Below are 26,046 nucleotides of genomic sequence, written 5' to 3'. Positions count from 1 at the left end.
GTGGAGACGAAGGAAGAAACCATGCCAGGCATGCACGGCTTACCGGACGTTTACAACCAGTATCCTCCGTATCAGCGAACCCGGGAGATGTCCCTGACGGACATGCTCCTGGAGAACCGGATCGTCTTCCTGGCCGGTCCGATCGTGGAGCGTACGGCCAGTGTGATTATTCAGCAGCTCCTTTACCTCCAGTCGGTGCGGAAGGACCAGGATGTCAACCTGTACATCAACTCTCCGGGCGGACTGGTGGACCAGACGCTGGCGATCTACGACACGATGAACCTGATGGGCTACGACATCGCCACGTGGTGCATCGGTCAGGCCGCCAGCGGTGCGGCGATCCTGCTCATGGCCGGGACCAAGGGCAAGCGCTACATCCTGCCCAACGCGAAGGTCATGCTCCACCAGCCCTACGGCGGCATCACCGGGCAGGCGGAGGACATCCGCATCCAGGCGGAAGAGGTGCTCAAGGACAAGCGGCGGATCAACGAGATCATCGCCCAGTGCACGAGCAAGTCGATCGATCAGATCGAGTTTGAAACGGAGCGCGACCGCTACCTGAATGCGAAGGAAGCGCTGGAGTACGGAATCGTCGACGAGATTCTGACGGAAGAGGACGCCAAGAAGATCAAGAAGTGACGCCGGGAGCGGGTCGTGGGCAGGCCGCGCCGAGGTGCGGTTCCGCCTTGTCCGCCGGCCGGTAAGGTGAAGTGAGAACCATGCGCGCGATCAATCAGCGAGTACCGTTCGTAATCGAGTCCACCGGGCGCGGCGAACGCGAGATGGACATCTTCTCGCGTCTGCTCAAGGACCGGGTGGTGTTCCTCACCGGCGGGATCGACGACGAAATCGCCAACCTTGTCGTGGCCCAGCTCCTGTTTCTTTCCAACGAGGACCCCAAGGCCGACGTGCACATGTACATCAACAGTCCCGGCGGCGTGGTTTCGTCGGGGCTGGCGATCTATGACACGATGCAGTTCCTGCGCTGTGACGTGGCGACGTACAACGTGGGACTTTGCGCCAGCATGGGCGCGATCATTCTTTGCGGCGGGGCCAAGAACAAGCGCTTCCTGCTGCCCAATTCGCGGACGCTGCTTCACCAGCCGCTGATCGGCGGAATGCTCCAGGGACCGGCGACGGACCTTTCCATCGAGGCCGAGGAGATCCTCCGGCTCCGCAAGACGCTGTACGGCATTCTCACCTCGCGTACGGGCAAAGACGCGGCGACGGTCGAGAAGGACTGCGACCGCAACAAGTGGCTCAACGCCGAGGAGGCGGTCGCCTACGGATTGGCCGATCGCGTGCTGGAGCGGATGCCCGACACCCCCGGCAAGTCCTGATCCTCAACGGTCATTGAGAAAGTTGGCCAGCAGCCGGGAGCCCTCCGTCGTGAGGAAGCTCTCCGGGTGAAACTGCACCCCTTCGATGGGCAGGTCGCGGTGACGCAGGCCCATGAGCTCGTCGCGGTCGCTGCGGGCGGTTTCGATCAGCACGGGCGGCAGTGAGGATCGCTCGACGGCGAGTGAGTGGTAGCGCGTCGCCGCGAAGGGATTGCTCATACCTCGAAAAACACCTGACCCGTCGTGGTGAATCAGGCTCGTCTTGCCGTGCATCAACCGAGCGGCCGGGCCGACCGTTGCTCCAAACACGTCCGCGATGCACTGATGTCCGAGACAGACACCGAGGATCGGGGCGCGCCCGGCCCAGGCTCGAATCAGGTCGCGGCTGATGCCGGCGTCGGCGGGCGTCCCGGGGCCGGGCGAGATAATGACGCGCGACGGGCGGAGTCTTTCGATGTCGGCGAGCGTGAGTTCGTCATTGCGGGCGACCTTCATCGGAAGTGACACATCGATGGCACCGATGGCCTGCACGAGGTTGTAGGTGAAGGAATCGTAGTTGTCGATGATGAGGAGCACGATCGGTTCTGGATTCCGGCGTTCGCCGGAATGACGATGTTGGCCGGGTCTTTTCGTCGAGCCATTCAGGGATGGCCGAGTTCTAATCGGCACGGGTCCATTCCGCCAGAATACGCGGTTCATCCTGAGCGGCGTCGATTCCCGGCATGGGGCCGGGCATTCCGCCGGGTCCGCCGCCCGGTCCGGGGCCACCGCGGAATCGACCGGGACGGCCGCCACCGGGCGGTCCGTGCGGGCCGGGGAGGCCCGGTCGCTGCGTGAATCCGGGCGGGAGTTTGGGCGGTTCGATCGATTCCAGCCGGCGAAGCTCGTTTCCATCGGGCAGGCTGGCGCGGAGCTCGTCGAAGGCGGAATTGTTCAGCAGAACGAATACGCGGCGGTCGCCCTTCGCCCAGTTCCAGACGTCGTCGGCAAATTGCTTTCCGCGAGCGGCGGCATCGAGATCCTCGTAGCGGCGCAGGGCCGGGGCCCTTGGAGAATCGGGATGCGGACCGGGTCCGGCCTGCACGCGGCGTGGCGGAGGACCCTGGCGACGGTCACCTTCCAGGACGCTGCTTTCCGTGACCCGCCACCGTCCGAGGAAATCGAGATATTGCGCGGACATGCGATCGACAACGAGAATGCTGCCGTCCGGGACGTCTCGGGACACGGCCTCGCCGGCACGGACGAGCACTTCGTTCGTGACGCGGTGAGGCATCATGGCCTGAATCGATGCGGGGAAGCCCCAGACGAACGTGACGACAATTGTCGCGGCCGTGGCAACGAAGGCGGGTCGTGGGAACGCCTGCGCGAGTCGGCGGAGCGTCCAGACGGCAGCGATCGGATAGAGAAACAACGTGGGGACCAGAAAACGCATGGAGGCGCCGTCCGGCGGGAAGTAGTAGGACATGTAGAGCGCCGTCGTCGGAATGATGAGGGCGAGGAGAAGCACGCCCATGTTGCGAATCTGGCGGTCGGCGCAAAGGAGGGCCAGACCCACGACGGCGAGTCCGAAGAGCGGGCCGACGCCTTCGGCGAGGAGCTGGTTGAGGTAGGGCAGGGCGTGTTGGGCGAAATAGGAAAGGCCGAAGCCGGTTTGCTCGCCGGTGGAGGCGTAGCCTGTTCGCCAGAATGCGCCGTAGGCAAGCTGATTGCGGACTGCAAGTGCGATCAACGGCAGCGTGGCGCCCGCCGCGAGAGCAAGCAAAGCGCGGACGCGAGAGCGTTCGTGTGCGGAACCGGCGAGTACAAAGAGGGCGAATCCGATGGCCAGCAGGATCTCGCCGTAGCGAATCGTGGGAATAACACCGAGCAGCAATCCGGCCAGGAAGAGCCAACCGGTGCGGCGCGTGGTTTGGCCTCTCAGGACAAACACCATGCCCCAGATGAGAAAGAACGCCACGGCCGTGTGCGCGAAGGCCCACAGCGCCTGCTGGTTGGTGACGGGGTTCACGGCCATGCAGACGCCGACGAGCAGCGCCCAGCCGGGGCCCATCCAACGGCGGCAGAACACCATCAGACCGAGTAGGGTCAGGCTGGCAAGGACGGGGTTGATGAGGAGGGCGGCCGTGGGGCCGTCGAGTTGGAACAGGGCGGCGGCGAGGAGCGGAAGCCCGGGCGGGTACTTGCTGAAATAGCGTCCCCCTTCGTCTGCAAGCCAGTGAGGCGGGATGTACTGGAGGTCGGAATCGGCGCGGAACCAGGTCCGGCCCTCGGTGGCCATCAGGCGAGCCTGTTTGAAGTACCCGCTGGCGTCGGGCGTGGAAATGGCGGGCTCGAAGAAGGCCAGAATGAACAAAAGATGGACCGCCGTGAGGAAGAGGGCGGCCGGAAGGAACCAGATCGATCGCCCCTGCTTCGTTCCGAGGCTACTGTCCGCGGTGGACGGGTCATGCGTGGCCGAAGCGGGGGGCGTGGGCTGAATGTTCATGCGGCGTTCTCCGGGGCACCTTTGGCAGTTTAAACGACGTGGGGGGGGTTCGCCTGCGGGACGTTGAAGGAATTCGAGACGGCACGGGGGGGCGGGACAGGAGGCAGGAGTGGCCCGGGGCCACTTCAAAAGGCGGCAGTGGGCTGGTCCTCGGCATCCTCGCAAAGCGCGGCGAGGTCACGAATCACGACGTCAGCGACCAGGCGGCCCGCGGGGGTCAACGCGATGCATGAATCGGAGTCCGTGAGCCATCCCTGCCGCGTCATGTTTTCCAGCACTGGGGCGAAGAGCTGGCGGGGATCGAGGCCGGTCCGTCGCCGGAAATCGTCCAACGAAAGACCCTCGGTCAGTCGAAGCTGCATCATGACCATTTCCATCATGAGCATGGTGTGGTTGATGCGCTCGCCATCGGCCTCGGCGTGCCCAGCCTCGTCGATGGCGCGGATGTAGCCGCTCACGTCGGCGATGTTCTTGTAGCGGCGGCCCGCGTAGCAACCCGCGGCCGAAGGACCGACCCCGACATAAGGGCCATTCCGCCAGTAGATCAGATTGTGTTCGCAACGGCATCCGGGGCGGGCGAAGTTGCTGGTCTCGTAGTGCTCGAACCCGGCGGCGGCGAGGATGTCCACGGTTTGCTGGAACATGCCGGATTCGATGATTTCATCGCAGGGCTCGACGCGCCCGGCATTGCGCAGCGCCGTGAGGCGGGTTCCCGGTTCGTAGGTCAGGCCGTAGCAGGCGATGTGATCGGGCTCGAGCTCAAGGGCACTTTCGAGCGAATGTTTCCAGGTTTCGCACGTCTGGCCGGGAATGCCGAATATCAGATCGAGGTTGATCTGTGTCACGCCGCGGCGGCGAAGCGTTTGGACCGACGGGGCGATGTCATCGGGGCTGTGGAGTCGCTCCAGTGTAGTGAGCTCTTCGGGAATGAATGACTGGGCGCCCATCGACACCCGCGTAACCCCGCATTGCACGAGTACGGCAGCCTTGGCGTCGTCCACCGTGGCGGGGTTGGCTTCGACAGTGAATTCCTCGATGAGATGAGATTCGATTTTTGCACGAACTTCGTCCAGGAGCCACGCCAGTTCGTCGGCGGGCAGGATCGTCGGTGTGCCTCCACCGACGAAGACGGTGCGGATGGGATGCGGCGCCGGCGAGAGACGGCGTTGCAGTTCGCGCGCGACGCGCTGGACCAGCGGCCGCGTCGCCCGTCCCTTGAGCGGAACGGAGAAGAAGTCGCAGTAGCCGCACTTCGTTTCGCAGAAGGGCAGGTGGACGTACAGTCCGCAGCGGGTGAGTCGATCCTGCACGGGTGCCGTGTTCATCTCCCCGGGATCATAGCAGATTGGGATCATGCTTCCTGAAGGGAGCGGCCGATTCGTAGAGACAGCCCCTCTGCGCCCCGCAAATCGTGCATCGTTCTCGGACGGGCGGTTGCGCTCGTTTGAACGACAATTGACGTGGGCGTATAGTAAAGAGGGTAGGGTCGCTGATGAGGCGCTCGTCCGGGATGCGGGCTCAAGCCACGGTCGAAGCGGACGCGGCGCGCGGCACATCGTCTGGAGCAATTCGCCATGGATGCCAAGCTCATCTACTTTCGCGAGGACGGTAGCCGGCGGGATGTTCCGCTGCTGTTCGGGCGCACGATGGTCGGGCGAAAGAAGGACTGCGGGGTCCGGATTCCCCTGGCCTCCGTTTCGCGCCACCATGCGGAAATCGTGCTGGGGGAGAAGGGTGTTCTGTTGCGGGACCTGGGGTCGGCCAACGGCACGTTTGTCAACAACCGGCGCGTGCTGGGGGATGAGTCGCTTGAGCCGGGCGATCAGATTCTGATCGGCGGAGTGGTCTTCACGCTGCAGATGGACGGAACGCCGGCGGATGAAGACATTGCGGCGACGCCTTCGGTGGGTCCGCAGAAATCGGGGGCCAAGCTGGCCACGTCCCGACACGTCTATATCTCGGATGAGGATGTCGATCCCATTTCAGCGCTCGAGGCGCTGGCGTCGAGCGCCGATCAGACGGCGATCGACCAGGAGCCGGAGGTTCCCTAGTTTTTTCCTTCCGCGCCGATCCCATCCTGCGTTTGACGGCATTTCCGGGTGCGGTCCGGGCGGTGTTGCATGGACGGCGGAATTGTTGATAATGCCCGGCTCGTCGGGGCCATGGCGCAGCTGGGAGCGCGTCTGCATGGCATGCAGAAGGTCGGGGGTTCGAATCCCCCTGGCTCCATTCCATTGATCGTTGCATCTCGTGCTTTCATTCGTTTGCGCGCCGTGAACAACGTGTGGCGATAGCGAAGTCGGTGAACCGCCGAAGTGTGCGGGGCCGGCGCGCTTGCCGCGCTTCGCCCCGGCCATTACAATCGACTCCACATTTCAAGCCCGGGAGTATTGACATGGCGCGTCAACAGGAACAGCACAGCGTTTGTACGAGCTGCGGCGCTTCGGTCTATCCGGAACATCTTGATTCGGGCATCGCCCGGTACGAGGGCGGCAAGCTGATGTGCCCGCATTGCGTCGTGGAATATGAAAAGGCCCACGAAGGTGAGGATCTCGACGATCCCGATCTGGCCCCCATCGCGTTCGACGAGGACGACTCAAGCGGAACGCGGATCGATCTGGGCGGAACGCGCATCCAGACGACGGCGGCCGAGAGCATGCTGGGCTACCAGGGCGCGTGGGATGATTCCAAGTGGAACCGCCAGCCCGATCCCAAGCAGGCAGGGGCGATCCGCTGCCGGATCTTCCACTCCAAGCTCAGCGAGGCGGCGCTGGGGTTCATGAACAACAGCATCAACGAATGGCTCGATACCAACCCGAACGTGGTGGTCAAGTCGGCGTCGACGACGATCGGCCAGTTCGAGGGGAAGCACACCGAGCCGAACATCATCGTGACGATCTTCTACTAGGACGCGCGGGGGAGCGCATCGCGGATCACGCGGTCGGCGACGCGGCGGGCGATGTCCGCGGTGCCGGGGTTGCCCGTTACGTGGCGCGTGACGTACGCGCCTTCCATGATGAGGCAGAGCTCTTCGGCCACGTGGTCGGGATGTTGGGCGCCGGCCCGCTCGGCCAATCCACGGACGATCTCTCCGACAGCGGCTTTGTTGCGGGCCGCGGCCTCGTGCGCCGGATCGTGGGGCAGGGGGAATTCCATGGCCACGTTCACGAAGAAGCAGCCGCGGTAGTTATCGGACTCGATCAGTTCCTCGACCACGTCAAAGAGGGCGCGGAGTTGCCCCTCGGGTGAATCGCCGCCGCGCTGGCGAACCAGTTTCAGGAACGTGTCACGAAGCCAGAGATCCTGTTGCTGCAGGACCTCGAGGACGAGGTCGTCCTTGCTGGCGAAGTGCTTGTAGAACGCGGTCTTGGTGATGCCCACGTCGGTGAGGATCTGGTCGATTCCGACGTTGCGGAAGCCGTCGCGGTAAAAGCGCTTGTTGGCAGCTTCGGTCAGACGCTGTCGCGTTGAAACGGCCATCGAGAAACTCCCCGCTCACGGATTCCCCTTTCTGACCAGTCCGAATGGGTTTACCTCAAGTCAACCCCAGGGTGGACCGGAAGTCAACTTGTCCGGTGTATCGGGCAGGTCATACTTCACGGCGAGAGAGGAGTGTGCATAACGCTTGCCGGACTGGAACTTCCCTGGAAAGGGGGATTCCGCCGAGGGCGGGGAAATTGGTAGAATCATACCACCCCGTCCGCCAATCCGGTGGGGCGGACGGGCACACATCCATTCGGCGACTGACCCGGAGAGCAGACGCCGAAAAAAGAGCACATCGATTGGAGAGAGAAGTCATGGCGAGGAGATGGTTTGTATTCGCGTACAGTGTGGTGGTCTATCTCGTGTTCTTCGCGACGATCTGTTACCTGATGGCGTTCGCGGGGAACTGGGATGTCGGGTGGCGACTTCCGCGTTCGGTCGACGCCGGCGGTCCATCGGCGCCGATCGCGGCGGCGGTGGTTATCAATCTTGCCCTGATCGGCCTGTTCGGGTTGCAGCATACGATCATGGCTCGACCGGGATTCAAAATGTGGTGGACGCAGTGGATCCCGCGGAGCATGGAGCGAAGCACGTTCGTGCTGGTTGCCAGCCTGTGTTTCATCCTGCTCTTCTGGCAGTGGCGTCCCATCGGTGGTTACCTGTGGCACGTGGAGTCAGCCATCGGGCGGCGCATGTTGATCGGATTGTCGCTGCTGGGCTGGGCAACGCTTTTCTTCACGACGTATCTGATCAACCATTTTCATCTGTTCGGGCTTCAGCAGGGGTGGGAGGCGCTCCGCGGCCGGGAAGCGGGTGAACCGCGCTTTACGAAGCCGATTCTCTACCGCTACGTGCGTCATCCCATGATGCTGGGCATTCTGCTGGGCATGTGGGCTACCCCGGACATGACCATGGGACACCTGCTGTTTGCAGGGGGATTCACGGTGTACGTCATCATCGGCGTGCACCTGGAGGAGCAGGATCTGCTGCGGGTTCACGGGCCCGCGTACGAGGAGTATCGCCGCACGGTGCCAATGTTTCTTCCCGGTCTGGGTCTTGCCCGACAGGCGGCACCGGGCGACATGCGTCGGCCCGAGTGAATAGGAGAAGGAGGCTATGGGACAACCATCGCCGATCCGCGCTGCGATCCGCTGAAGGCCCGCTGCATCAGGGCGGTATCGACCAGGTCGATGTCGCCGTCCTGATCGATGTCACCGATGGCGCAGCGGTCTTCGGGTGCAAGGCTTCCGGGACTTTCGCCGGTGAAGCAGTTGAACAGAACGGGGTAGTCGGCCAGATCGACGTCGTTATCGCCGTCGAAGTCGAACTCCACCCGGCCGAGGGAATCGATGAAGCGGATCAGTGCCTCGCGATCGGACGGGGGAAGCGCGCGGAAGCGATCCCGGGCCGAAGCCCCTTCGCCGTCATGAAGTTCGACGGACTGCTCGAACCGGGCGCGGAGGGTGGCCGCGGTGATCCGGCCGTCGTGCCAGTTGGGAAAGCGGATGCGAAATCCCCACAGCGGCGAGGTGCGCATTTCGAATCGTCCGGCGCTGCCCATGGCGATGCCGTCCGCACTGGCTCCCATGTCATGGACGAGGAAGTCGGAGTATGGATGGATGGTCCGGCCGCGGAGCGCCAAGGGCAGCGACGGATCCTGCGATGTCGTGAAGCTCGGGACATGGCACTCGGTGCAGCCGATGCGATGGAGCACGGCTTCTCCGGGCAGGCCCGACCGCGGTGTCTGCGGCGGCGGGGCGAGGAATCGCAGAAAATCGACCCAGCGGTCGAGCATCTCGAGGCCCTCGTCATCCGGTCGATCCTCGGGGTCGGGGGCAGGGTCGCAGCCGGCCAAGTTGGAAGCTTGGCCGTTGGGAGGCGACTCGGCAGGGAAGTAGCGATTGGTGATCCCGACCTCGTTCAGGGCGGCGTGGGCGGAGAAGGACGTGAGCGTCGCGAACTGGCATTTCCATCCGAAACGACCGACCCGCGCAGCGCTGTCGGGACCGTCCTCGTAGGGGCGCGAACGGTTCACGCGCCCGCTTACGTCTGACGATGAATCCTTAGATTGCGCTTCGATCGCTGCGTCGGGAATGGCTTCCACCAGACCGCCGCCGAGGATGGGCGTGGTCAGATGTCGCGCGACGACGTTTGCTTCTTCGGGCACGCGCTCAACGCAGTCGGCGTCTTCGTGCTCGGCTTGAAGTATCGGGCCGCCGAGCTCGAGGAGCGGGTCGAAGGCGTCGCCTTCGGCGCGGCCGAACAGCGTGACGGTGAGCGTTCCCGAGCCGCCGACGGGATTGCTGTGGCAGGCGCCGCACCCGAAGAGGTTGTAGGTCGGTCCGAGCCCTTCCTCCGGCCGGAAGGAGCGATTGAAGAGGGCACGGCCCTTGCTGAAGCGCGCGCGCTGGTCAGGGGAAATTCCGCTCAGCGGTTCACCCAGCCGAGGCTGTACATCGGGTAACGCGCGTCCGGATGGGGAGGGCGGCTCACTTCGTGAACCAGGTGCGCCGTTGATCGGTGCGTCGTCCGGGCGCGCCGTGACCTCCGCCGCGGGGGTCTTCCGGTCGGACCGGCTGCAACCGAGGGGGATCGGCGCTAACCAGGTTGTCGCCAGGATGATAAGCCACGCACGTCGCACTGAGTCCCTGAACTCGAACACGCTGCCGATGCTACCCTGAAGCACGCGATGGCGCGCTGGGTCGTCCTCCGATCGCCGTTGTAAGATTCTACATCCGCCGGACTGTAATATCAGGCTTGCGGTTCTATAAATAAACGAAATCGCCAGACTGCGTGTCGTGGCGGTTCCTTTCCGGGGGGTGTCCGAACCGGAATCATCTTCGCCGATTGCGAATTCGGCGTCTCGAACGTACGCTGTCCGGCTTTACCCTGCGTCCTTCCTGAACGGAGCATCGGCATGAATGCGGCCGACATCGAGCTGCGAAAGGTGTCCAAGGTCTACTACAAGGACCGAATCGAGGTTCCGGTTCTGGACGGGCTGGATCTGGATATCGCGGCGGGGGAGTTCGTCGCCCTGATGGGTCCCAGCGGATCGGGGAAATCGACGTTGCTGCACCTCGTGGGCGGTCTGGATTCACCGAATTCGGGCACGGTCCGGGTCGGCGACGACCATCTGGAGCGCATGAGCGAACGGCAGCGCACGGCGTGGCGCAGTCGGCACGTGGGATTTATCTTTCAGATGTACCACCTGGTGCCGGTGCTGACGGCGGCGCAGAACATTGAACTGCCGCTGCTGCTGTTTCGCATGTCCGGCAGCGAGCGCCGCAATCGGGTCAAGACGGCACTGGATGTGGTCGGCCTGAGCGATCGCATGGATCACCGCCCGAATCAGCTCTCGGGCGGGCAGGAACAGCGCGTGGCCATCGCCCGAGCGATTGTAACCGACCCCGATCTGATCATTGCGGACGAGCCGACGGGCGATCTCGATGCGCAGACCTCCGAGGAGATTCTCAACCTGCTGAAGCTGCTCAACGAGGAATTCGGCAAGACGGTGTTCATGGTCACGCACGATCCGCGGGCGGCGGGGTACGCGCGGAGGCAACTCCTGCTGGACAAGGGGCAACTGATTCCCGGAGATGCGATGGCCGCCTCGGTCCATTGATCGCGGAATCGATCGGAATCGGTCATGACCAAGACCTACGTGCTCATGCAGAATCTCCGGCGCAATCCGGTGCGCTCGCTGCTAACCGCCGGGGCGTTCGCCCTGCCCATGGCCGTGTTCGTGCTGGCGCTCTCATTCGTGGTCGCCCTGGTACGGATGGGGGTGGAAAACGAAAAGCAACTGCGCCTGGCGGTTCATCACAAGGTCACGTTGACCAACTATCTACCGGAGGGCATGCGGCGCAAGATCGAGGCGCTGGACCCGAACCGGGAGCGGCTGCGGGCGGTGTGCGGCATGCGCTGGTTCGGGGGGCGCGTTCCGGACACGCAGAACACGCTTACCTCGCTGGCGGCCGATGTGGATACGTTTCCCGTTGTCTACAGCGACGTCGGAATGACGGATGCGGAGATCGAAGCGTGGGAGCGGGACCGCCGCGCGGCGATCGTGGGGGCGGGTGTCGCGGAGAAATACGGCTGGAAAATCGGGGATCGCGTCGTGCTGGAAAGCACGGTGCCCCCGTATCTGTCTCTGGAATTCAAGATCATCAAGGCAACGAAACTGGCGGGCCGCGAGAATTTCTTCTACCTGCGACGCGATTACCTGACGGAATCCCTGGAAGACGCGGGAATGAAGGAGGGGAGTCGCTGCAATGTATTCTGGGTCAAGTGCAATTCGGCCCGGGCGTTGCGATCGCTGCAAGCGGATATCGACGCACTCTTTGCCAACAGTCCGGACGAGACCAAGTCGGAGGACGAGAATGCGTTTGTCGCCAATTTCACGCAGGCGGCAGGGGACATTCCCGGGCTGATGCAGGCGATGGCCATCGTGGTGGTTTTCATCATCGCGCTGGTGGCCAGCAACACGATGATGATGAGCTTCCGGGAGCGGACGCGGGAACTGGCCGTTTTCAAGGCCATCGGATTTCAGTCGTCGCGGGTCTTTTTCATCGTGCTGTCGGAAAGCCTGATGCTGGCGATCATCGGGGCGCTGATGGGGATTATTCCGGTGATCGTCGGGCTGGCCCTGTTCCCGATGCGCGAGCTGGGATTCGGGCCGTTCACCTCCGTCGAAGTTTCGCCCACGGCCGTGATCGGGGCGCTGGTCATCGCCGTGGTCGTGGGGCTCTTTTCGGGCCTCTGGCCGGCGTATCAGGCGATGCGGTTGAGGACGGTGGATGCGCTGCGGAAGGTGGCGTAGGGAGCAGGCAACAGGAAGAAGAAAGCCACGGAGCCACGGAGCCACGAAGCGACGAAGGGGAAGAAGAGGGCAATGGGCAGTAGGCAATAGGCAATAGGCAATAGGCAATAGGAAGAAGAGAACCACGGGGCGACGGAGCCACGAAGCGACGAAAGGGAAGAGAGGAAGAAGTAGATTGGCGCTGCCGCTGAATTATCACTGGCGAAGTCTGTTCGTGCGGCGGGCGACGAGCATGCTCACCGTGCTGGTGATCGCAGCGGTTGTCGGCGTGTTTTCCTGGATGCTGGGGTTCGCCGAGGCACTGCGAAGCTCGTTGTCCGTGGCGGCCGATGAGGACAAGATCATCGTGCTCAAGCGCGGCTCGACCGCGGAGAGCAACAGCGCGATTCCGGTCGACGAATTCAACAAGCTTACGCAGGTTTCGGGAATCGCGGCCGGTGAGGGCATCGAGCGGTTGATCAGCCCGGAAATGGTCGTACAGGTGTCGCTTCCGCGGCTTCGTGACGGCGGCGAGACCAGCGCCAACGTCTGTGTTCGGGGAGTCACGGCCGAAGCGCTGAAAGTTCATGATAACGTCAGGCTGCTCGGACCGTTCTTTTCGGAGGGCGCACAGGAGGTCATCGTGGGCAGGGCGGCTGCGGAGCAGTTTGCCGGGCTGGATGTGGGGGAGGAAATCAGCCTGGGTTACGGGAACAACCGCGTGTACAAGGTTGTCGGGCACTTCTCGGCGGACGGCGGTCCTTTGGAGAGCGAGATCTGGGGATATCTTCCGTCGCTGCTGAACGCCTACAACCGGACGATGTATTCGAGCGCGAGCTTGTGCGTGGCGGAGGGGACCGATCCGCGAACCGTCTTGGAGCAGATCGAAGGACCGGCCATTCAACTCACGGCGCGAACGGAGAAGGACTACTGGCAGGAGCAATCGCAGCTTATTCGGGTTTACCTGCTGCTGGCCAACGTGCTCGTGGCCATCATGAGCCTGGCGGCGATGCTCTCCATCGCCAACACGATGTTCTCGATGGTTGCAGGGCGCACCGCGGAAATCGCCATGTTGCGGACGATCGGTTTCCGGCGGAATCAGATTCTCACGGGATTCATGGTTGAGGCAACGCTCCTTTCGCTGTTGGGTGGGGCGATGGGCTGCCTGGGCGCGGCCGCGTGGCTTCAATTCGTGGGGAACACCAAGGATATGTTCGGGGCGCAGACGTTCACGATCCTGGCGTTCGAGATCCATCTGACGCCCATGATCATCCTGCTGGCGTTACTGTGCGTGAGCCTCGTGGGGGCCCTGGGGGCGCTGCTGCCGGCGCTGCGTGCGGCACGGCTGGACGTGGTGACGGCGCTGCGCGAGGGGTAGGACGGGCAATAGGCATGTCGACGGATGTTCTTCGGGTGAACGAGTCCGGTCGACAGTGCGGGTAGGCGCATGCTTCGCTGGGTATACCTTCTTCGCAATCTGACGCGCAATCCCCTGCGATCCCTGTTGACCTGCCTCGCGGTGGCGATGCCGATCATCATCTACGTTCTTTCCATGGCCGTGATCGACGGCATCGACCGGTTTCTCGACAATTCCGTGAAGCAACTCCGCCTGGTGGTGATTCACAAGGCTTCGTATGTCAATCCGCTTCCGGCCGGGTACCGGCGCAAGATCGAGTCGCTTGATCCGGATGGAACGCGCATACTTTCCGTCTGCGGGATCAACTTCCTCGGCGGTCGCGTGGGGGACGACCCCAGTCCACTCTCGACGCTGGCGGCCGATGACGACACGTTCGCTCAGACGTTTCCGGAATACGAGCTGACCCCGGACGAGCTTGCGGCCTGGGAGAGGGATCGCCAGGCGATCCTGATCGGCTCGGCCGTGGCGGAGCAGTACGACTGGAAGGTCGGTGATCGCATCACGATCACACCAACGCTTCCGCCGTTCGTCCCCATGGAGTTTCACATCATCGCGACCACCGCCCGGGCCAATGATCCGGTCACCAACTTTACGCGCATGGACTACTACCGTGCGAAGCTCGAGGAGGAGTACAACATCGAAAATGCGGAGACGAGCTTCTTTTTCGTGAAGTGCGCCACGCCGGCGGACCTGGAGCATTTTCGGTTGGCGATCGATGAGCTTTTCGCCAACTCACCGGATCCGACGAAGACGCAGGATGAGAAGTCGTTCATGAACGAGTTTATCACCCAGCAGTTCGATCTGCGTACGAACCTTTCGATCCTCGCGGCGGTGACCGTGTTCGTGGCGATCATGGCGGCGGCCAATACCATGAGCATGAACTTTCGGGACCGCACGACGGAACTGGCGACGCTCAAGGCCATGGGCTTCAGCGGGCGGCTCGTCTTCGGACTGGTTCAGACCGAGAGCCTTGCGTTGTGCGCGCTGGGCGGGCTGATGGGCGTACTGATCCCCTACGTGGCTTTCACGCATACGCCGCTGAGCAGCTACAAGGTGCCCATCATTCAGAAGCTGACCATCGAACCGGTTGTGTGCGCAAACGGACTGCTGATTTCGCTGGGAATCGGGCTGCTCGCCGCGGTGTGGCCGTCGATCCTGGCCCTGCGATTGAACGTGATCCAGGCCTTTCGCAATCTGGAGTGACTGATCCGCATGGCCCTGCCGCTGAGCTACAACTGGCGGAATCTGCTGGTGAGGAAGCTGAGCACGACGCTGACGTTCGTGGTCGTCGCGGTGATCGTGTTCGTGCTGGCGGTCCTTCTTTCCTTTGCGGCGGGCATTCAGGCATCGTTGGCGATCACGGGTTCGAATCGCAACGTGCTCGTCCTTGCCAAGGGTGCGACTTCGGAGAGCACGAGCATCATTCTCCCGGCCGAGGCGGCGCGGCTGCCCCAGACGCCCGGCGTCGCCCGAGCGGGCGACGGAAGGCTTATGCTCAGCGAAGAGATCAACGTCCAGACGCTGGTCCCCAGACGCGATCCCGGCGATCCGCCGGCCGCGGTGGCGGTGCGCGGCGTAGATGCGATTGCTTTCGACGTGCATTCCGCCGTGACAATTGTGGAGGGTCGTTCGTTTGAGTCGGGGGCTCTGGAGGTCATCGTGGGCGTGGCTGCAGAACGCCGCTTCGCTGATTTGAACATCGGCGACGATGTTACCCTGGGTCGGAATTCCAACCGGCAATTTCGGATCGTGGGCTTGTTCACGGCCGGGGGGTCGGCGCTGGAGAGCGAGATCTGGGCTCCGCGGACCATCGTGGCCGACGTCTATGACCGCCGGATCATCTCGAGTGCGCTCATGCGCATCGCGCCGGAGTCGTCGGTGGAGGCGGCGATCGAGTACGTCCGCGGGCCGACCGTCGAACTCGCGGCCAAGACGGAGACGGATTACTACGAGGATCTGACCAAAAAGACGCAGGAGATTGTCACGTTGACCGTCGCCCTGGTAACGCTGATGGCCGTGGGTGCGGTCTTCGCCGTCGCCAACACGATGTATGCTGCGGTGGATCGCCGCCGGCGGGAGATCGCCATGTTGCGGACACTGGGGTTCGATCGCTGGTCGGTGGTCATTTCGTTCCTGCTGGAATCGGTGATGATCTGTGTGCCGGCGGCGGCGGCGGGCCTGCTGGGGAGCCTGGCCTTCTCCGGGAGGCGGCAGGACTTCCTTTCCGAGTACACCTGGACCGTCCTGGCGTATGAACTGAAGGTGACGCCGGAAATTGTGGCCTCGGCATTGATCCTGGCCGTTATCGTCGCGGTTGCCGGGGCGGCGGCTCCGGCGCTGAGGGCGTCGCGGACGAATGTCCTCGAGGCCCTGCGAAAAGCCTGATCCGCGACTACAATAGAAGTAATGAGCACGCCGGCAGACGTACGCAATCGCCTCGAGACGCTGCGCATTCCGCGCGAGCAGCGGCCGGAATCGACCAGGACGGCTTCGCGCGGGCGGGGAAAGCTCTGGCTGGGCCTGTTCCTGGCCGTGGCGATCGTGGCGGCTGCAGGATTTGGTTATGCCAACCGCGAAAAGCTGGTGAAGCTGACGGCATCCGCACCCGCGGAAGAGTCACTTCGTTTTCTTACCGTTTCGGCGGCGGCGGATGATGCTCCGCCGCCCGTCCTCACCGCCACGGGGAAGATCGTATCGGACCACCTCGTGCAGGTCGCTACCAAAGTCTCGGGGCAGATCACCGCGCTGTACTTCGAGCAGGGCGACCACATGAAGCAGGGGCAGCTTCTGGCGAAGGTGGAGGAGGATCTTTACCGGGCCAATCGTGACGAGGCCTCGGCGTTCCTGGCGAGAGCGAAGGCGGAACTGGCCTATGAGGAGGTCAATTTCGCGCGCGTCCAGCGATTGGCCGAGACGAACGACACGAACCCGATCGAACAGGCCGAGGCGCGGAAAGGGATCGACGCGGCGCGGGCGTCGGTGGGCGCGGCGGAGGCGGCACTGGCAGCGGCCCAGAAATCGCTCGACGATTGCCGGGTCCTGGCGCCGATCGACGGTGTCATTCTCGAGCGGGCGGTCGAGGTGGGTGATTTCGTGGCAGCGGAGGGCGGTCGCGGGGCCAATGCCAACGCCCAGTTCGCCGTCATCGCCGATATGGACAAGCTGCGCGTCGAGGTGGACGTCAGCGAGCTGGACATCGCCCGTCTTCGAGCCGACATGCCCTGCACGGTCATTCCTGATGCCTACAAGGACCGCAAGTACGACGGATTCATCATGTGGATCGACCCGGGCGCGAACTACTCCAAGGCCACTGTGCAGGTCAAGGTGCGGATTCTGAATCCCGATGCCTACCTGCGGGTGGAGGGTTCGGCGCAGGTGATTTTCCTGAGCGAGCGTCCCTCGGCGACGGCGGAGCGGGTGAAGCCGAGCATCTGGATTCCCAAGTCGGCCTGCAAGGTCCATAACGACGGGGCGAGCGGAACGGTTTTCGTGGAAGGGGAGAAGCAGCTTATCTCGACGGCCGTGACCCTGGGGCGAAGCGCGGGTTCGCAGATCGAAGTGCTGTCCGGGTTGGAGCCCGGCCAGCGTATCGTGGCGGACGACGTGGAGAAGCTGGCGGGTCCATGAGCCGTCGGCGCGGTGTGCACACGGCTATTCGGCTTCTACGAGTCCAATCTGGTGACCGCCACCTGACGGGCGAGCGTTCTTGAGATTTGACGGCTTCGTGGATTCTGCGCTAAGGGGCTCCGTCGGCGCCCATGGGAGAACGTGACGGCGCTCACGCCGTGTGGATTGGGATGTTGACCGGCCGCCGATTCTGACAGTGCCGTGGGACGAGACCCCCGAAGACTTCCGCGAGCATTTCGACCGCCGGTGCGCTGGTACGCGAGCACGGGTGGCGGAGTCGTGCTCTTCCTGTTGTGTCTGCTTTTCGATGCGCCCGGCGTTTTCCAGTTGCCGCCGATCGATCGCGATGAGTCGCGTTTCGCTCAGGCGTCGCGCGGGATCGCCGAAGCGGGGGACTGGGAGGGCGTCCTTGTTCCGGTATTCGACGATCGTCCAAGGCTGAACAAGCCGCCACTGATCTACTGGTTTCAGGCGATTTCGCATCGGGCGATGGAATCGGTGATGCCGTCCGGTTCCGTGGAATCGAATCCACGGAAGGCGCCATGGTGTGACGAGACGCGCAAGGAAACGCTGCCCAAGGCGGGGATCGCGGGTTTTCGATTGCCCTCGGTGGTATCGGCGGCGCTGGCGGCGCTGATCACGTGGCGTATCGGTGTCTCCATGTTCGGGCCGCCGGTGGGGTGGCTGGCGGGCCTGCTGCTGGGAAGCTGCCTGCTGGTGTGCGTCGACGCCCGGCAGGCGCGGGCGGATCAGCTTCTCCTGATGTTCACGGTGCTCGCGCAGTTTCTCCTGTGGCGCATCTGGCAGCGTTCGCGGGGCCCGGCCCATTTCCGCCGTTCGCTCGATGTCGTCGCTTTCTGGTGCGTGGTGGGCTTGGGCATCATGACAAAGGGACCGGTTACGCCCGCCGTATCGGGGCTGACGGTCTTCTCCCTGTGCCTGCTGGGGCGCGACTGGCAGTTGCTCCGCACGCTCCGCCCGCTCCTGGGATTAGGCATCCTCGCTGCGATCGTTCTTCCGTGGCCAATCGCCGTTTCGAGTGTCGTCGGCTGGGAGCGTATGAGCCATGTCATCATGGACGAAGTTCTGGGCCGGAGCATCTCATCGAAGGAGGGGCACTCGGCACCACCGGGCTACCACCTGCTGCTGCTGCCCGTGCTCTTCTGGCCGGGATCACTGGCCCTTCTGCCGGGACTGATGCGCGGCTTTGCCCGGGGTCTTCGATGGGCTCCGGCGGCAAAAGGCGAGTCGAGCGATCGTGGAAATTCCGTGCTTTCGCGTTTCGCCGCACGATTTCCCCATGTCCATCACGAGGCGGAGGCCTTTTGTATTGCCTGGATCGTGCCCACCTGGGTTCTTTTCGAACTGGTGGCGACGAAGCTGCCCCATTACGTCCTGCCGACGTATCCGGCCATCGCCTTGCTGTGCGCCCGGGCGTTATTCGATTGTCGCGGGCGCTGGCGGGAGATCCGCTCAAGCTGGGGTGGAAGAACAGCGCTCTGGGGCTGGTTCGTCCTGACGGTCGTGCTGACGCTGGGTATCCCCACGTTTCTTGGTTTTTGGGCCTGGCCGACAACCGGGCTTGCGGCCCGTTCATGGACGATCCTTGCGCCGGCCGCCGGACTGGTGTTGATGGTGCTGCTGTTCCACAGGCTTCGTGAAGGTCGCGTGCGTCGCGCCGCGGCCCCAGCGCTTGCTTCGTGTCTGTTGCTTTCGGCAACGACATTTGCGGTTCTTCTGCCTCGGATGCCATTTGTCTGGCTCAGCTCCCAGGCGGTGCGGGCGTACTGCGCGCACGATGGCGGGACGGGTCGACCCTTCGGAGCTGTCGGATACGCCGAGGACAGTCTGGTCTTTCTGACGCATGGGTTCGTGGATCGCCTTTCCTGGGGAGCGGTGCCGAAGTGGTGCGAAGAGCATCGCGGCGGTCTGCTTTTGATTTCCGAGCTTCCTGCGGGCTTCGTTCAGCGGCCCGATGATTGCCTTTCGGAATTCACCCCGATCTGGCAGGCCGAGGGCGTCCAATATGCGAAAGGTCGATGGGTCGGGATTGAGCTCTTGGGCCGAACACCTCCGGCGGAATCGAGTCCGAACAACCCTGATTAGGCATTCTTGCCGGGGGCTTCCGAGGCCTGGGCGTTGGCGCGGCTTGCTGTCTCTGAAGCGTTCTCCTGGGGATCCGTGAACAGAACGGGGAAACCGTCCGGCTCCACTCGAAGGGCGACGTGCATGGTGATCAGCGCCAGCGCGATGCCGGCGACGATATCGCTCGGGAAGTGCCGCTCGAAGGCTGCCCGCGAGAGGCACACCATGGCAGCGAGGGGGGCCAGAAGCCATACGGATCCCGGCAGGTAACGTTGAATAATCAGCGTCATCAGCGTTGCGGCGAAGGCATGTCCGGAAGGAAAGGAATCGAACTCGAGCGATGGGCTGGAGAGCGGGGCGAAGGCCAACGGACCCAGGTCCAGACCCGGCCGGGCTCGCCCGATCAGGAACTTCAATCCGTGGAGGACGACGGCCGACCCCGCCAACGTCAAGACGTAGCAGCGCAGCATGCGGATTCGCCGTGTATCCAGCAGAAGCAGGGCGGCGACCGCGACATAGAGCCACCAGTCAAAGAAGGAATTCACAGCCCAGATCAAGTGACGGATGCCGTGGAAGCGGTGTATCTGCGCATGCAACCAGTCCGTCAGCGACTGGTCGACCGCGAACAATGCTGCAGCGAGCAGAAGCAGGCCGAGAATGAGCGGCCAGCGGAAAGCGTTGTGAGTATTCTCGTTCATTACCAGTTGAACGATCCTCGCATTTCGAGAGTTCCCCCGGGGCTGGTGCATTTTGCCGCAGGTCCGACCGGGCGGCATCGTGCGAGATTCTGCACGAGGATAAGGATTGAGCAAGTAGGCCGGCTCGAACACGTCGGATTCCGCAGGGATACTCGCGATCAACGCTGCGCGAGTCGTCATGCAGTCGAATAGGTTCGTGCTTCCCGACAAACGAGGGTTGCGAGCCGCATAAATTGCTACTGAGCGCGCAAATCGTCACTGTAATTCACTTAAAAAACTATATACAAGAAATGAAGGACTTGTAGAATGGGCTCATTGGGCACGCGGAGCCGGTCGACCGGCTCCGCGGCAGGGACAAGTCTGAGACGTCTCGGCAATGAGTGTCATGCTACTGGCACCATCAATCCGCCGAGTCCGGCACCCGGTTTCACTGAGCCGTGCAGAGCGGTGCGCCTCCCCGGCCCCGCGACGGCGGCAGGGTGGTGATTCCGACGGCCATTTCTCGGGAAGCAAGTCTGTGGAGGTGCAGCGATGAGCAAGGGTGAGGGCAGGTTTCTGTGCATCGTGACAGCGGCAGCACTGCTGGCTGCGGCCGCAGCGGCTGGGGGTGAACCCTATTTCTATCTTGGCGGCGAGGACTGGGCTGACGCCATGTCCTCGGGGCAGGTCGTTCCGATGGATTCCGTGTCCTGGGACGACTACATGGCGCAGTGGCAGGCGTTCGGTCAGGGAGATCCGTACCCGGATAACGTGTTCTACCCGCCGTTACTGTACGTCTGGCCGGGTGGAACGAATCCGGATTATCCACCCTATCCCGGGCTGGTGATGATGTGGTCATCCCCCGGGCTGAATTGCTGCCACTGCTGGAACGACAATCCTCCCGATTCGACGTGCGACCAAGGCGATTTCGGTTTGGCCGAATGCATGATGATGGGCGTGGGGTGGGACCATTGCGAGTGGCACCCGAACGCCTACTGCAACGGCATTACCTGCATTGACGGGGCGCCGATCGACTCCCTCTCCAGCGCCTGGCGCTATGACTACGGCACGGGTCCGCTGGCCCAGGGACCGGTCGATCTGTCCAACGCCATCGTGACCGTGTCGGTGACCGCGCCGCAGTTCGACATGATGGGCAACCAAATCAACGCGGTATCGTTCGGCGTACAGGATGTGAACGGATTGATCCGGTCGTGGCAGTGGAGCGTGGGAGCGGCGCCCGCGCCGATTCAATGGTGGGTTCCCACGACGATCACGATCGATCTCACCCAAGTGGGCGTGACCGCGGCGACGCCCACGGCATCGGGCTACGCTTCGGCGGCCGGATTCAATATTCAGCAATCGCAGTTCTTCGTGGTGGATGAGAATGCCGCCTGGGTCGGTGGGCCCACGCCCATTCCGCCGCCGGGAGGTCCGCCGGGCGCGGCCTGGAATTACTGGCACAATCTCAGCGTGGCCCCGAAGCCGTCAAGCGGGACGTCGGGTCAACACGGACCGGTCAGTTTCTCGGTTAACGGAATGAATACGGGCGTCCCGGCGTTCGACGGACCGCCGGTGCCCGGAACCCCATATTTCAATCCACCCTGGGGACCGGCGCCGCCGCCGGGGACGGGGCCGTACGGGACGGTTCGCCTTCCGCCGACGCCTCAACCGCCGGGAATCGCGACGGTGCGAATCGGCGACGTGAACGACTATTTCCTGGCACCGCAATCGCCGGAAGCGGAGATCTTCCAGTCGGAGCCGGACCGTATTCCTGCGGCCGGTCCTTCGGGCACGAACAATCAGATTCTCCGCGCCGATGCCATGGGATTGGTGCATGGCCTGTCGAACATCAACGCCTACTCGTTCGGCGAGGATTGGTTCAACGGTGACGAGCAGCCGATTCCGGGCGGGTTCAGCGAGGTATACGCTGAACTGTGGGAAGGACGTTCGGGAGCGCCCGGATTCCTGGAGCCCGTGGTTGCATCGGGTGGGTTACCCATCACGTTCTATTTCAGTGTCGATCCCTTTGCGGTCGGGCTGCAGGCGACCGCCCTCCGGAACGAGGCTACGTTGGCGGGGTTCCTGACGCTGCCCGCCGGTCCGGCGGGGTCGGCCGATCCGACGATAGGGCCCCAGGCATGGAGCAGCGACGGGGAAGCCGCGGGAGACGTGTTCTTTGCGTCGCCGTTTACGGCGCCGGCCGTGAACTTCCTCGATCATGATGATGCACTGATGGCGCTCCTGGCCCCGCGGCCGCTGCCGCCTCCACCGGAGTTCGAGGACGATCTCGACGCCATGGAACACGTGGGGACGAATACGTTGATCGGAGGGATTCCGGCGCAATCCGGGAATACGCACGATCGCGTGAGGGAGCTCCTACCACCGGATCTGGCCGATCCGAACACGACGAATCATGAGCCGATCAACGGGAATCCCATCATCTTCTCCGTCGATCGCGGAACGACCGGCGCGCTCGGGAGCGCCGTTGCGGCCCAGGTGAACAGCCCGGTCGAAGGGGCCTCGGGCGACCTGTTCGTGGCCGTAACCATGCCTCCGGGCACACCGTTCGCGGGCATGAAGACGAACATGCTCCTGATCGACGAGGGGCTGCTTGGACTGATGCCGCACGACGATCTCGACGCGGTGATCGTCCGGCTGCTGATTCCCGTGGAGGACCTCGAGTTTCGCATCACGGACGCGGCGATCAACTTCGATCCGGAGTCACCGACCGGCAGCAGCATGGGCTACGGCTTTACACTTCCATTGCTCGGTCCAGGAGACGCGATCGTCGGCTTCTCCGTGGATGCCGGATCGATCGGTCTTCTGTTTACGGCGGTGGACTTCGAGTGCCGCGTGGATGGACTGGGACTGGCAGGCGCCGGATTCCAGGGCAGCGGCGTGATGGAGCAGGCCGGCGATATCTTCTACACGGACATGTTCCCGCCGCCGGGGCAAATGCAGGTAGACCAAGGAACGGGGCTGCTGCTGGGCCAGAACTATCTTTGGTTCGAGGAGCGGATGCTGGGATTGGATCGAGGCAACTGGTCGTTCATTCCACCGGGTCCCTCGGGCAATCTGGCCGATGTGCCTGACGAGCTGAATGCGCTGGATTCGGAAGCAGAGGAAGAACCGGTTTGTGAGCCCGACCCCACCGGACAGGCCTGCATGCCCGTTCCGTGCCCGAATCCGCAGGACGTCTGCGTTCCCGTCCTGATGAATGAAACGGCGCCCGGTGTGTTCGTGGTCATCCAGTGCGAGTGCCGTGACCCCAATCTCTGTCACATCGAGCCTGACCCGACGGGAGGCCCTCCAGCTTGCGTAGGTAGCTGCCCGCTTCCGGAAATCTGCACGCAGGTGGTCAACGGTACGCAATTGTCCTGCCAATGTGTCGGGGCAACCGGGGCGTGCTGCCTGCCGGATGGCACTTGCATCGACACGACTTCCGTCGATTGCGCCAACCAAAACGGTACCTACATGGGCGATGGGACGACCTGCGGCCCGCAGGGGTCCTGCTGCTATGACTCCGACGGCGACGGCGTCGCGGAGACTTGCACCACAACGTACCTGATCTGCTGCGAGCAGATGCTCGGTGGGACTTTCACGACGGGCGGTGATTGCGCGCCGGACGGTGCATGCTGTTACGTGGATCCGACCGGTCTGCCCGGTCTGGATTGCGCTTTGATGGCCGAGGACTGCTGCTTGGCCATGACCGGCGCTTCATTCCACGTCGGTGAAACATGTGATCCGATCGGGGCGTGCTGCTGGGACAGCAACGGTGATTCGCTGCCGGAGGTTTGCGACGCACTGCCGGAAAGCTGTTGCTCCGACCTCGGCGGAGTATTCCACGCCGCGGATACCTGTACCGCACCGCAGGCATGCTGCCTGTCGGGCGGTGCGTGCGTCATGCTTGATCCCGTCTGCTGCGCGGAGATCGGCGGGACACCGCAGGGCCTGGGTTCGACTTGTGCAAATGCCGTTTGCCAGGCTTGCTGCCTGCCGGACGCCCGGTGCGTCGAGACGGGTCATAACGACTGCGTTGCCCGGGGTGGCGACCCGCAGGGCCCGGGAACGCCCAACTGCCAAGGGGTGATCTGCAGTGCCATCAAGTGGTCTCAGCCGCCGACGTTCAACCCGACCTCGCCAACTCCGGAATGCTTCTGGGGATGGGACGAAGTCTCGCTGTTCGGATTCGGACCGGTTGTTGCGGACGACTGGCTGTGTCTCGACGGTCGGCCCGTGACGGACATCCACTGGTGGGGCTCGTACAGTGGATGGTCGGATATCATGCCGCCTCCGCAAGCTCCGATGATGTTTCACATCGCCATCTGGACAGACGTTTCGGTCCATGACCCGGGCAATCAGTTCCCTTACAGCCATCCGGGCATGGTGATCCAAGAGTGGTATGTCGATCGTCAGCTGCTCAACGAGCAGCCGGTGGCGTGCGATTTCCACCCCGATTTCATGCAAGGTCCGGACGGATGCTACCGCTACGACTTCGAGATTCCCGAGGCGGATTGGTTTGTCCAGGAGAACGCCTGCACGGTGTACTGGCTGAGTATTGCGGCCATGTACGACACGCCGCCGATGGATTTCCCCTGGGGTTGGAAGACACGGCAACCGCGGTGGAACGACGACGCGGTCCGAATCTTCGACCCAACGGTGCCCGGTCCCGGCGCAACGTTTGTATTCGGCGAGCCGATTACGGATCTGCAAGGGCGGTCGTGGGATACGTCCTTTGTTCTGACATCCAACCGGTCGTCCGGGAACAAGTGGGAACAGCCACCGAACCCGGCATGGCCGGGATACCATGCCCACGAAGCCCCGCCGGCACCGCCGAATACCCTGGCGGATGACTGGCGATGCGAGGGCGGGGTGGTTACCGATCTGCACTGGTGGGGCAACTACGAGCTCAATGCGCTGGGGCAAGAGCTTCGTGGCGGCGGAATTCGAGCGTTCGCCCTGACGATCTTCTCGGACATTCCGGCCCACCTGAATCCGCCATTCAACTTCAGTATGCCCGGCATACCGCTGTGGACGGCCGAAGTGCAGGTAGCGGAGGTGCCGACATGCCTGATCAATCCGGAAGGCGCGCCGATCTACCTCTACGAGTACGACCTGCCGGCGGCTGAACCATTCCTGCAGGAGCAGGGTAGCGTCTACTGGTTGAGCGTGATCGCCTTGGCCAACGACCCGGCTGATCCCGCAATCTGGAGATGGCAAGAGGCGGCGAGAGGGCTGCCGTACCGCTATGACTCGGCCGTAAGCATGACGACCGTCGCGCCGGGGTGGTCGCCGCTGAACGGGGACCTCGCGCTTCGGGTCACGTCGACGGCGGGCGGGCCGCTTCTGCCTCCGCTGCCCGCGACGGGTTATCCGCACGCGACGTTGAAGAACAGGTACATCTCATTCCGTCCTGACCCCGGCAATACCGGCACTATGCACGGCTACCGTGTGACCCACGTGCCTACAGGAACCGCCTGGTTCATCACGCCGCCTGCGACATCCCCGCCATCGGTCGTGGGGAAGGGGCTGACGAGGCTTTGCTCGAACGGGACGCCGCCGCTGTATGATTTCGGCATTGAGCCCGTGATTCACGTGACGGGTTGCCTGATCGCGCCGGCGGAGAGCTACGAAGTTCGAGCGACGACGGACGGCGTGAATTTCACGTCCGCGATCACCGTGTCGACGGTGCCCATTCCGCTCAACGGACGTTGGTGGTGCGACGCGGTGGGTTCGTACTCGGCGGCCGGCGACGGGACGACAACGCCCCCGACGCCGCCGATGTCATGGACGCCCCCGAACACGGTCATGAACGGCTTTGACATCAGCGCCGCGTTCCAGGCCGCATCGTCCAATCCGGCAGCGCCGCATGCGAGCTGGGTGGATGTCAACCCGGAGGTCTGCGATTTCGTGGTGATCGGCCCTGATGTGCTGCGATTCGTGAATGCGTTCTCGACCGGCTCGGGCAAGGAGTTCTATCCGTATAACGTGCCGAACCCGCCGGGTCCGCAGGGTCAGGGTGCGTGCCCGGTTCCGACGCCGTGGCCGTAACGCGGGTCCGGTCAAGACAGGTCGGGAAAGCGGCAGGATGGGGAAAGAAGTCGTCGAAGCGCGGGGCGGACGGTCGGATCCGT

The 26,046-nt window shown here is 63.4% G+C and carries 19 protein-coding genes and 1 tRNA gene; 14 read left to right on the top strand and 6 right to left on the bottom strand.

Translation table 11 applies throughout. The features are described from left to right. The first annotated feature begins 30 nt into the window (after positions 1 to 30). Positions 31 to 639 (top strand): ATP-dependent Clp protease proteolytic subunit, encoded by a 609-nt coding sequence (locus tag J5J06_05075; GenBank protein MCO6436439.1) that lies wholly within the window; start codon positions 31 to 33, stop codon positions 637 to 639. A gap of 80 nt (positions 640 to 719) precedes the next feature. Continuing rightward, the gene (locus J5J06_05070) at positions 720 to 1,340 is read left to right on the top strand and encodes an ATP-dependent Clp protease proteolytic subunit (GenBank protein ID MCO6436438.1); all 621 of its coding nucleotides are present in this window, start codon (positions 720 to 722) and stop codon (positions 1,338 to 1,340) included. 3 nt (positions 1,341 to 1,343) lie between these two features. On the opposite strand, the gene J5J06_05065 is transcribed toward J5J06_05070, so the two are convergent. From J5J06_05065 to hemW, 3 genes are all read right to left on the bottom strand, one after another. Further along, positions 1,344 to 1,916: an aminodeoxychorismate/anthranilate synthase component II gene (locus J5J06_05065; protein MCO6436437.1), complete on the bottom strand. Its 573-nt coding sequence runs from the start codon at positions 1,914 to 1,916 to the stop codon at positions 1,344 to 1,346. Positions 1,917 to 1,998: 82 nt separating this feature from the next. Beyond that, on the bottom strand, positions 1,999 to 3,825 hold the full coding sequence (locus J5J06_05060) for a glycosyltransferase family 39 protein (protein ID MCO6436436.1): 1,827 nt from the start codon (positions 3,823 to 3,825) through the stop codon (positions 1,999 to 2,001). 125 nt (positions 3,826 to 3,950) lie between these two features. After that, positions 3,951 to 5,150, bottom strand: a complete 1,200-nt coding sequence (hemW, locus tag J5J06_05055) for a radical SAM family heme chaperone HemW (protein ID MCO6436435.1) — start codon at positions 5,148 to 5,150, stop codon at positions 3,951 to 3,953. A gap of 249 nt (positions 5,151 to 5,399) precedes the next feature. Between hemW and J5J06_05050 the strand changes: the two genes are divergently transcribed. The 3 genes from J5J06_05050 (at position 5,400) to J5J06_05040 (ending at position 6,733) form a co-directional block, all read left to right on the top strand. After that, entirely contained in the window at positions 5,400 to 5,876 is a 477-nt protein-coding gene (locus J5J06_05050; protein ID MCO6436434.1) for an FHA domain-containing protein, read from the top strand. 105 nt (positions 5,877 to 5,981) lie between these two features. After that, positions 5,982 to 6,054 (top strand) — tRNA-Ala (locus J5J06_05045). Between the two features lie 166 nt (positions 6,055 to 6,220). After that, positions 6,221 to 6,733, top strand: coding sequence for a hypothetical protein (locus tag J5J06_05040; protein MCO6436433.1), 513 nt, complete (start codon positions 6,221 to 6,223; stop codon positions 6,731 to 6,733). Here the strand turns inward: J5J06_05040 and J5J06_05035 are convergent. After that, complete coding sequence (locus tag J5J06_05035) at positions 6,730 to 7,305, bottom strand: TetR/AcrR family transcriptional regulator (protein MCO6436432.1); 576 nt, start codon at positions 7,303 to 7,305, stop codon at positions 6,730 to 6,732. The genes J5J06_05040 and J5J06_05035 overlap by 4 nt on opposite strands. Positions 7,306 to 7,622: 317 nt before the next feature. Between J5J06_05035 and J5J06_05030 the strand changes: the two genes are divergently transcribed. Beyond that, complete coding sequence (locus J5J06_05030; protein ID MCO6436431.1) at positions 7,623 to 8,408, top strand: isoprenylcysteine carboxylmethyltransferase family protein; 786 nt, start codon at positions 7,623 to 7,625, stop codon at positions 8,406 to 8,408. Between the two features lie 14 nt (positions 8,409 to 8,422). On the opposite strand, the gene J5J06_05025 is transcribed toward J5J06_05030, so the two are convergent. After that, complete coding sequence (locus tag J5J06_05025; GenBank protein ID MCO6436430.1) at positions 8,423 to 9,994, bottom strand: hypothetical protein; 1,572 nt, start codon at positions 9,992 to 9,994, stop codon at positions 8,423 to 8,425. Positions 9,995 to 10,225: 231 nt separating this feature from the next. On the opposite strand from J5J06_05025, the gene J5J06_05020 reads away from it, so the two are divergent. The 7 genes from J5J06_05020 (at position 10,226) to J5J06_04990 (ending at position 19,256) form a co-directional block, all read left to right on the top strand. Further along, positions 10,226 to 10,930, top strand: coding sequence for an ABC transporter ATP-binding protein (locus J5J06_05020; protein MCO6436429.1), 705 nt, complete (start codon positions 10,226 to 10,228; stop codon positions 10,928 to 10,930). 24 nt (positions 10,931 to 10,954) lie between these two features. Then, positions 10,955 to 12,127 (top strand): ABC transporter permease, encoded by a 1,173-nt coding sequence (locus J5J06_05015; protein MCO6436428.1) that lies wholly within the window; start codon positions 10,955 to 10,957, stop codon positions 12,125 to 12,127. Between the two features lie 175 nt (positions 12,128 to 12,302). Next, the gene (locus J5J06_05010) at positions 12,303 to 13,484 is read left to right on the top strand and encodes an ABC transporter permease (protein ID MCO6436427.1); all 1,182 of its coding nucleotides are present in this window, start codon (positions 12,303 to 12,305) and stop codon (positions 13,482 to 13,484) included. Between the two features lie 69 nt (positions 13,485 to 13,553). Continuing rightward, positions 13,554 to 14,726 carry an ABC transporter permease gene (locus J5J06_05005; protein MCO6436426.1) on the top strand — a complete coding sequence of 391 codons (1,173 nt, stop codon included), beginning with the start codon at positions 13,554 to 13,556 and terminating at the stop codon, positions 14,724 to 14,726. 9 nt (positions 14,727 to 14,735) lie between these two features. After that, positions 14,736 to 15,908: an FtsX-like permease family protein gene (locus J5J06_05000; GenBank protein MCO6436425.1), complete on the top strand. Its 1,173-nt coding sequence runs from the start codon at positions 14,736 to 14,738 to the stop codon at positions 15,906 to 15,908. A 21-nt stretch (positions 15,909 to 15,929) separates the two neighbouring features. Then, positions 15,930 to 17,150, top strand: a complete 1,221-nt coding sequence (locus J5J06_04995; protein ID MCO6436424.1) for an efflux RND transporter periplasmic adaptor subunit — start codon at positions 15,930 to 15,932, stop codon at positions 17,148 to 17,150. 246 nt (positions 17,151 to 17,396) lie between these two features. Then, on the top strand, positions 17,397 to 19,256 hold the full coding sequence (locus J5J06_04990; GenBank protein ID MCO6436423.1) for a glycosyltransferase family 39 protein: 1,860 nt from the start codon (positions 17,397 to 17,399) through the stop codon (positions 19,254 to 19,256). Here J5J06_04990 and J5J06_04985 read toward each other — a convergent pair. Next, a complete protein-coding gene (locus J5J06_04985; GenBank protein MCO6436422.1) occupies positions 19,253 to 19,933 on the bottom strand; it encodes a phosphatase PAP2 family protein in 681 nt (226 codons plus the stop codon). The genes J5J06_04990 and J5J06_04985 overlap by 4 nt on opposite strands. A gap of 531 nt (positions 19,934 to 20,464) precedes the next feature. Here J5J06_04985 and J5J06_04980 point away from each other — a divergent pair. Further along, positions 20,465 to 25,963 (top strand): hypothetical protein, encoded by a 5,499-nt coding sequence (locus J5J06_04980; GenBank protein ID MCO6436421.1) that lies wholly within the window; start codon positions 20,465 to 20,467, stop codon positions 25,961 to 25,963. Positions 25,964 to 26,046: the final 83 nt, after the last annotated feature.

The organism is Phycisphaerae bacterium (assembly GCA_024102815.1).
Taxonomy (GTDB): domain Bacteria; phylum Planctomycetota; class Phycisphaerae; order UBA1845; family UBA1845; genus JAGFJJ01.
Note: the sequence above shows the minus strand (reverse complement) of the source record. Positions and strands in the feature narration are given on the sequence as shown.